The organism is Sulfurimonas sp. (assembly GCF_027056685.1).
Taxonomy (GTDB): Bacteria; Campylobacterota; Campylobacteria; order Campylobacterales; family Sulfurimonadaceae; genus Sulfurimonas.
The window spans coordinates 1-7,064 of the sequence record NZ_JALUKE010000216.1 but is presented as its reverse complement, the minus strand read 5'-3'; the positions used below and the strand labels follow the sequence as shown (position 1 = coordinate 7,064).

Genomic DNA, 7,064 nt, shown 5'->3' with positions numbered 1-7,064 from the left:
GCAATATAGTCTCTATAGAGTGCATCTTCAAGTTCAATATGCTCCATTCCAAGAGCTAAAGCATGTGCGAAATTACCACTTAGTTGTTTTCGTTGCGTTTGGGAGAGTTGTTTTGTATAGTAGGTAAAATGCCACTCTTTTTTTTGTGCCATGGCTGCTATTGCCAGCATTGCGTTTGATTGAGTGCCACCATAAGAGACAATAGTATCATAAGTCGAAGAGGGAGTTTGTAAAAGAGTATAAAGCTTTCGGTATTTATTTCCTGCTAAATGAGGGTCAATAAGATCATCACGCTTAACAAAAAATGCCCTCCCCTCTAAAGTGATTTTAGAGATGCAAGAGCATTGCATTAGTTATTTACAATAACTGCATTTTTTTCTAATTTATCCATTTTTTGTTTGAAAACTTTTTTAAATTTTTCCATTTTTAGGCGTTGTTCAATAAAAGTTTTTACTTCATTAAATGTTCTAGTCATAGCAGGTTTTTTATCTTCTAAGTAGATTACATGATAACCAAACTGAGTTTTTACAGGAGTTAATGTAATAGTACCTTTTTTCATAGAAAATACTTTAGAGTTAAACGCAGGTACCATTTGACCTTGTGCAAAATAACCTAAATCTCCACCTTTTGGTCCACTAGGTCCTGTAGAGTCTTTTTTTGCTAATTCAATGAATTTTTCTTTTAGTTTTTGACCACTTAAGCCTTTTAATTCAGAGATGATTTTTTCTGCCTCTGCTTTTGTTTTTACTAAGATATGACGAGCATGAACAGACTCTTTTTCATTAAACTCATCTTTGTTTTTGTTATAATAATCTTTTAACTCTTTGTTAGTAATTTTAATACTACCCAAAAGTTTTTTCTGCCAAACCTGAATAGCTAACTCTTTTTTCATTCTATTTAAGAGTTTATTGTATTCATTTTTATACTCAGGAGAGTTTAAAATACCCGATTTTTTTGCATCGTCAAAAATAATCTCTTTGCCTATAAGTTGTTGAAGAACTTGTTTTTTAAACATTGCAAGTCTAGCAGCAGGTATCTGATTTACTCTACCTTGTGTAGCACTCATTAGCTCTGTATTCACATCCGCTTGTGTAATCGCTTTTCCATTAACCGTAACTAATGTTTTTGCATATGCCATTGATCCAGTCAATAACAAAGCAGATAGCAACATTGTAACTTTATTCATTATAGTTCCTTATGTTTGATTGCAAGAAGTTTAATGTGAATAAATAAATAGATATTAAACAAACGCAGCTTATATATAATTTTTAGCTATTTGTATATTCGTCAATTAAATGCTGCATATCTACTTTTCCTAAACTATAGGCTCTATCTAAATCTTTAAAGGAAAAAACTTTAACACTGTTTAACTGCTCATTTGAGACATAAAAGTCACACAGCTTCTCTTTTTGATGATATCTGCTCTGCCATGCCGTATGCACTACCCACTTCAACCAACTAAATAAGCTAGAAGGAACATGCTTCATTCTTGGATACAAATTCACCCCTATAATCGGCAAACCATACTTTTGTAATTGTTCTACGGGAAAATTATCGACTATTCCTCCATCTACAAGTGTTTTACCTTTATACACAACAGGTTTAAACAGAGGCGCAATAGAACAAGATGCCAATACTATCTCTTTTAAATCATCAGAGTCATCAACATAGAGTGCAGACTCTTTTACAACATCACAAACACATACATTTAATGCAATGCATAACTCACTAAACGCAGTGATGCCAATTATTTTATTAATTACCTCTGCACTATGATTTAACTCAAAAACATAACTTTTAAAAAAACGATATTTAAAAACCGAGCGGAACTCTTTTGATTTTATAACCTCAAAAATCTCCTTTGCACTTTTTCCACAAGCCACAGATGCGCCTATAAGTGCCCCTATACTTGTACCGCTAATAGCCTTAATTTGTATGTTATTTTCTTCCAATACCGAGATGACACCTAATTGATAAGCTCCTCGTGCAGCGCCTCCTGAGAGGCAAAGCGCTATTTCTCTAGGAAATTGATTATTTTCCATTGTCCAGCCAATGTCTCCACAATCGCAGTACAACTTTCAACCCAATCACCACAGTTTAAATATTTTATACCCTCAATATCTCGCATTTCAGCCTTATGAATATGCCCGCATATCACCCCATCATACTCATTGCGTTTAGCATGTGTTGCCAAAATACCTTCATAATCAGAAATGAATGAAACTGAAGATTTTATACTGTCTTTGGCATATTTTGAGAGCGACCAGTACTGCTTACCAAAAGCCTTTCGCACAAGATTTACTACTCCATTAAGATGCAAAAGTAGATCATATCCATAATCACCTAAAACTGCGAGCCACTTTTTTGTCATAGTTATAGAGTCAAAAAAATCACCATGTGTTACCAAGAACCTCTTTCCGTTTAAGTCTTCATACTCAAGTTCATTCTCTATTTTAAGTCTATCACCGAGTAAAATCGGCAAAAAAGGGCGTAAAAATTCATCGTGATTTCCAGCTATGAAATATACATTTGTATTTTTTCTCGCCTTTCGCAGAATCTTTTGAATTACATCCGAATGAGACTGCTGCCACACAAACTTGCGTTTAATCGCCCAACCATCAATAATATCTCCTACAAGATAAAGATTTTCAGATTCATACTGACGTATAAATTCTAGTAACTCAGAAGCTTTTGAAAACCTCGTACCTAAATGTACATCAGAGATAAATATTGACCTGACACAAATTGCTTCTTGCATACATAGAGCCTTTATCAAATTTCAATTAAATTTCAAAAGTATAATATCTCTATATTACAAGGAGGTAACACGCTGAATAATAAGTTCTAGTTTAAATGTTCAAATATTTTTCTAAAATTAACTCAAGTTTTTGGTGTGTAAGTGGTTTTGAGAGGTAATCATCTAAACCCTCAGCAAGAAGCATCTCTTTATCTCCCTCCATTGCCATAGCGGTAAGTGCGATTATTGGCATTGTATCTTTTTGAAAAATATCCTCTTTTATCTCTTTTGTTGCATCAATACCATTCATATATGGCATATCAATGTCCATAAAGATAATATCAAACTGTTTATGTTTACACATTTCCACTGCTTCTAATCCGTTAAACGCAGTGTCAACAATTATTTTATACTCTTCTAGCAATATTTGAATCAATCTTTGATTTATAATATTGTCTTCGACCACAAGTGCGCGTATTTGTTCTTTTATCGCTAAAGGTGCCAACTCTTGCTTATCATAATCATAACTTTGTAAAAGATCTAAATGTGTAGCAACCCTACTTGGAAGAAGAGGAAGATTTATGACTTTGTCCACCAGAGAAGTGAGGTTTACATGCAACTGCTGCCCATCTTCCAGCACCATAACAACAGGAACTCTCTTCTCGTAGCCTGCTAAGTCAAGAACCCATGAGAGCCTTTTTTGACTCGCTATAATATAGAGCGCTTCAATATCATCATAAACAGTTTTATCAATAATATTTGCTTTTACAACATCTAGTCCAAACGCGATCAAATAGGCACTTAAATGATGTGCCTCTTCTACTTTTCTCGAATCAAGCAGTAAAACTTTTACTTTTTTCTTCTCTAAAATATCGTAGTTTTTTCCATATGTCTCTTTAAAATTCAAAATAAAATTAAGATAACTTCCACTATCTTTTTCACTATGTATGCGTAACTCAGAACCTAACAACTTAATGAGACCACTAGAGAGACTTAAGCCCACACCTAAACGCTCACTCGATTGTGCGTCAGCACTAAAAGGTTCACTAATAAGCGCTATTTGCTCTTTTGAGAGCCCCTCGCCGTTATCTTTAAATGCAAAACCTACACTACACGAACCATCGGGAGCAATCTTACTCAACTTCACCTCTATAAGTATTTTTCCACCCTCTTTAGTGAGCTTGATAGCATTGTGCATAATAGAGTAAACAATCTGTGTGATTTTAGCTGCATCAGATTTGATGTACTTTGGAATTTTTGGATCAATAAAAGTAAGCACACGAATATTTCTAATACGCGCCTCTTTATAAAAAGAGTAGCTTAGTTTTTCAAGTTCTTCTACAAAGTTAAAATAATCTTCATAAATTTTCATTCTACCACTTTGGAGTTGGGAGAGCTCTAAAAGTATTTCTATATTTACCATCAAATTTTGTGAAGAGTAAGAGATCATTTTCAGGTACTCTTTTTGCCTATCATCAAGTCTTGTATTTTCAAGAAGTTCCATAAAACCTAAAATGGCATTCATAGGTGTACGAAATTCATGCCCAATATTTGCCAAAAAATTTGTTTTGAGTTTTTCAACCTCTTTAGTCTTAATTTTCTCTTTTTCCAAAGTAGTAATATCTTCAAGTTCTAAAATATAAATTTGTGTATCAGCATCCAAAAGAACTTTTGCATTAAGCACTATAGGCTCATTAGCTGCGTTTAGCATATGCACTGTATAGCCATCCGATCTATTTTTTATGATGTAATCCAGCCAGCCTTTATCGTCTTGGGTAAAAATATTTTCATTTTCGTGAATGAACATATCACGAACACTCTCATAAATTTTTACAAACTCTTCAATATTTTTTAACTGCATATTTTGTAAAAAAGTTTGATTTGCTCCTATCCAACCCTCTTCTTGTCTGAAAAAAAGTATCATGGAAATATCACAATCTATGAGTTTTTTATAAAACCTTCTGTCTGCCAATACTTCCAATGATGATGCATGTTGTTCTTTGTCTGTGCCAAATAAAAATGAAAATAATCCCATAACCACTCCCTTTTTAGACTTCTTGATTTAATTATAACATATAAGACGATAAACTATCATCATGAAAAAAGCAACAAGAAAAGAGATACAAGAGATACACAAAAGATTTGTCGAGCGCTATAGTGACGCAGTTACCGAACTTAAATATAAAAATGCGTATGAACTAGTTGTAGCAGTAGCACTCTCTGCACAATGTACAGATAAAAGAGTAAATATAATCGCACCTCCACTTTTTGAGAAGTATCCAAGCACAAAAGAACTCTCTGTAGCTGAGCTAGATGATGTAAAAAAGCTTATTAACAGCTGTTCATTTTTTAATAATAAAGCAAAAAACATTATAAAAATGGCACAACGGGTGGAAGAGGTCTATGGCGGAGAGATTCCGATGGATGAAAAAGAGCTTCAAACACTCGCAGGAGTAGGACAGAAAACTGCTCATGTTGTAATGATAGAATATTTAGGAGCAAACCTTATGGCGGTCGATACCCATGTATTTCGCGTGGCACATAGGCTAGGACTTAGTGATGACAAAACTGCCATTGCAACAGAAGCAACACTTGTTAAAAAGTTTAAAAACGACCTCCACGCTCTGCATCAGGGAATGGTACTTTTTGGACGCTATATTTGTACAGCAAAAAATCCAAAATGCGATGAATGTTTTTTAACAGACTTGTGTAAAAGCAAAGAGGGTTTCAAGGTTTAGGTACAAAAGATGCTACACTCAAACATGATAAAACTTATACTATTACTTCTTTTTACAATCTTTGCAACAGGCTGTGTCAACAAGCACGGAATCTCTGCAAAATACTACAGCGACTGCAAAGAGTACTACGACCTGCAAGGTTACTACCATAAAAAATGTGGAGACGACGACATCATCACCTACAAAGAGATGAAAAATGCGCTCAAGAAAAAAGATACAAAGCCAAAAGGCAATGTCTGGTAAGCTTTAAGTGCCTAACTACTTTATGGCAATAAATGTCGCAAAATTTGCCCAGCGAAAAATCACTTCACAGTGAGAAAAACCAGCATTTTTTGCCATTTGAATATTTTCTTCTTCACTGTAAGGTACTAAAACATTCTCTAAAGCTTCTCGTTTTTGAATAATTTCATACTCAGAATACCCCTGCTCTTTTTTAAAATCATAATAGCACTCTATAAGTTCTTTATTGAGTGTTGGTTGATGAGAAATCACCTTTTCACTAAAAATAAAAACACCTGCCTCATTCAAAGATGATGCTATTTTTTTAACCAACTCTTCACGAACTAACGGACGAATAAACTGCAAAGTATAGTTACTTATAAATACATCTGCCTTTTTATATGCATACTCTAAAATATCTGCACTGCAGAGTGTAACATCTGCACCGTATGCCTCACACTTGCGTTTAGCTCGTGCTAACATTGCCTCGGAGTTATCTAGCCCAATAAGCGCTGCTTTTAGCTCAAGTTTTCTATGGATATTAAGCAAAAGAGTTCCTGTAGAGCAGCCAAGATCATAGAGAACACCATCCTCTTTAAGATTTTTTAGTGCAAAAAACTCTGTAATTTTTTGACTCTCTTTATAAAATGGAACACTGCGTTCAAGCATGTCATCAAAGACAGCCGCCACCTCTTCATCAAACTCAAACTGCTTTTTTATCGGTTTTGTAAATACTTTATCATTCATAAATGAAATTTTATCAAAATAAGCCTATAATTGAGATAATTTAACTAAAAGGTCGCGTTAATGAAACTAAGCACTTCAACATGGATGATGATAGCATTTATAGCAGGAATGATTTTAAGTATGTGGAAAATGTACCCGTTTTTGGTAAATAGAACACTTGAAGATGATGACAGAGGCGAGGATACACACACACTACTTGTAGATATAATGTATGAAGTTTTAAAAGAGTTAAAAGCAGTACCAACTACAAATGAGCTACACGATGCCATGAAAGTACATGAAAAATTTGATGAAAAAAAATTGTGGCGTTTTAATCCAAACAAGCTAAATCAACTACTTAACAAGCACTATTCGCAAAACGAACACCTTAACAGTATAGAAGACATACACCACGAGGCACATTCAAAGTAAAGGAACATTTTGTGTGTTATTGCTAGATTCTTCCAATTAACACACAAAGTATTCTGTTATTTGCATATTTCTGTATAAAAACACACTTCAGATTTAAGAATAGTAGTCTAAATTATCCAATTTTCATAAAATTATTGTAATTTGTCATATTTTATAAATATAATTAAAAAATAACACTTATTTTTAGTGTGTGTTATTTTTCTATTTAAGGT

The 7,064-nt window shown here is 33.8% G+C and carries 8 protein-coding genes and 1 pseudogene; 3 read left to right on the top strand and 6 right to left on the bottom strand.

From position 1 onward, the window contains the following. From MVY38_RS09580 to MVY38_RS09560, 5 genes and pseudogenes are all read right to left on the bottom strand, one after another. Positions 1 to 350: pseudogene (locus MVY38_RS09580) on the bottom strand (1-aminocyclopropane-1-carboxylate deaminase); the annotation flags it as partial. Beyond that, positions 350 to 1,186 (bottom strand): peptidyl-prolyl cis-trans isomerase, encoded by an 837-nt coding sequence (locus MVY38_RS09575; RefSeq protein ID WP_297485626.1) that lies wholly within the window; start codon positions 1,184 to 1,186, stop codon positions 350 to 352. The pseudogene MVY38_RS09580 and the gene MVY38_RS09575, both read right to left, overlap by 1 nt. Before the next feature lie 82 nt (positions 1,187 to 1,268). Beyond that, positions 1,269 to 2,042 carry a patatin-like phospholipase family protein gene (locus MVY38_RS09570; RefSeq protein WP_297485624.1) on the bottom strand — a complete coding sequence of 258 codons (774 nt, stop codon included), beginning with the start codon at positions 2,040 to 2,042 and terminating at the stop codon, positions 1,269 to 1,271. After that, positions 2,012 to 2,758 (bottom strand): UDP-2,3-diacylglucosamine diphosphatase, encoded by a 747-nt coding sequence (locus tag MVY38_RS09565; protein WP_297485622.1) that lies wholly within the window; start codon positions 2,756 to 2,758, stop codon positions 2,012 to 2,014. Before MVY38_RS09565 ends, MVY38_RS09570 begins: the two co-directional genes overlap by 31 nt. A 91-nt stretch (positions 2,759 to 2,849) precedes the next feature. After that, positions 2,850 to 4,772, bottom strand: a complete 1,923-nt coding sequence (locus MVY38_RS09560; protein ID WP_297485620.1) for a response regulator — start codon at positions 4,770 to 4,772, stop codon at positions 2,850 to 2,852. 61 nt (positions 4,773 to 4,833) lie between these two features. On the opposite strand from MVY38_RS09560, the gene nth reads away from it, so the two are divergent. Together nth and MVY38_RS09550 are read left to right on the top strand one after the other, a co-directional pair. Further along, positions 4,834 to 5,475: an endonuclease III gene (nth, locus tag MVY38_RS09555; RefSeq protein WP_297485618.1), complete on the top strand. Its 642-nt coding sequence runs from the start codon at positions 4,834 to 4,836 to the stop codon at positions 5,473 to 5,475. Between the two features lie 9 nt (positions 5,476 to 5,484). Next, complete coding sequence (locus MVY38_RS09550; RefSeq protein WP_297485616.1) at positions 5,485 to 5,718, top strand: hypothetical protein; 234 nt, start codon at positions 5,485 to 5,487, stop codon at positions 5,716 to 5,718. 15 nt (positions 5,719 to 5,733) lie between these two features. Here MVY38_RS09550 and cmoA read toward each other — a convergent pair whose 3' ends face one another. Then, positions 5,734 to 6,441 (bottom strand): carboxy-S-adenosyl-L-methionine synthase CmoA, encoded by a 708-nt coding sequence (gene cmoA, locus MVY38_RS09545; RefSeq protein WP_297485614.1) that lies wholly within the window; start codon positions 6,439 to 6,441, stop codon positions 5,734 to 5,736. 60 nt (positions 6,442 to 6,501) lie between these two features. Between cmoA and MVY38_RS09540 the strand changes: the two genes are divergently transcribed. Next, a complete protein-coding gene (locus MVY38_RS09540; RefSeq protein ID WP_297485612.1) occupies positions 6,502 to 6,852 on the top strand; it encodes a hypothetical protein in 351 nt (116 codons plus the stop codon). The last annotated feature ends 212 nt before the right edge of the window (positions 6,853 to 7,064 follow it).

Bases quoted from the DNA above. Each gene is read 5' to 3' on its own strand.
- MVY38_RS09575 (WP_297485626.1), bottom strand. From the start codon at position 1,186: ATGAATAAAGTTACAATGTTGCTATCTGCTTTGTTATTGACTGGATCA.
- MVY38_RS09570 (WP_297485624.1), bottom strand. From the start codon at position 2,042: ATGGAAAATAATCAATTTCCTAGAGAAATAGCGCTTTGCCTCTCAGGA.
- MVY38_RS09565 (WP_297485622.1), bottom strand. From the start codon at position 2,758: ATGCAAGAAGCAATTTGTGTCAGGTCAATATTTATCTCTGATGTACAT.
- MVY38_RS09560 (WP_297485620.1), bottom strand. From the start codon at position 4,772: ATGGGATTATTTTCATTTTTATTTGGCACAGACAAAGAACAACATGCA.
- nth (WP_297485618.1), top strand. From the start codon at position 4,834: ATGAAAAAAGCAACAAGAAAAGAGATACAAGAGATACACAAAAGATTT.
- MVY38_RS09550 (WP_297485616.1), top strand. From the start codon at position 5,485: ATGCTACACTCAAACATGATAAAACTTATACTATTACTTCTTTTTACA.
- cmoA (WP_297485614.1), bottom strand. From the start codon at position 6,441: ATGAATGATAAAGTATTTACAAAACCGATAAAAAAGCAGTTTGAGTTT.
- MVY38_RS09540 (WP_297485612.1), top strand. From the start codon at position 6,502: ATGAAACTAAGCACTTCAACATGGATGATGATAGCATTTATAGCAGGA.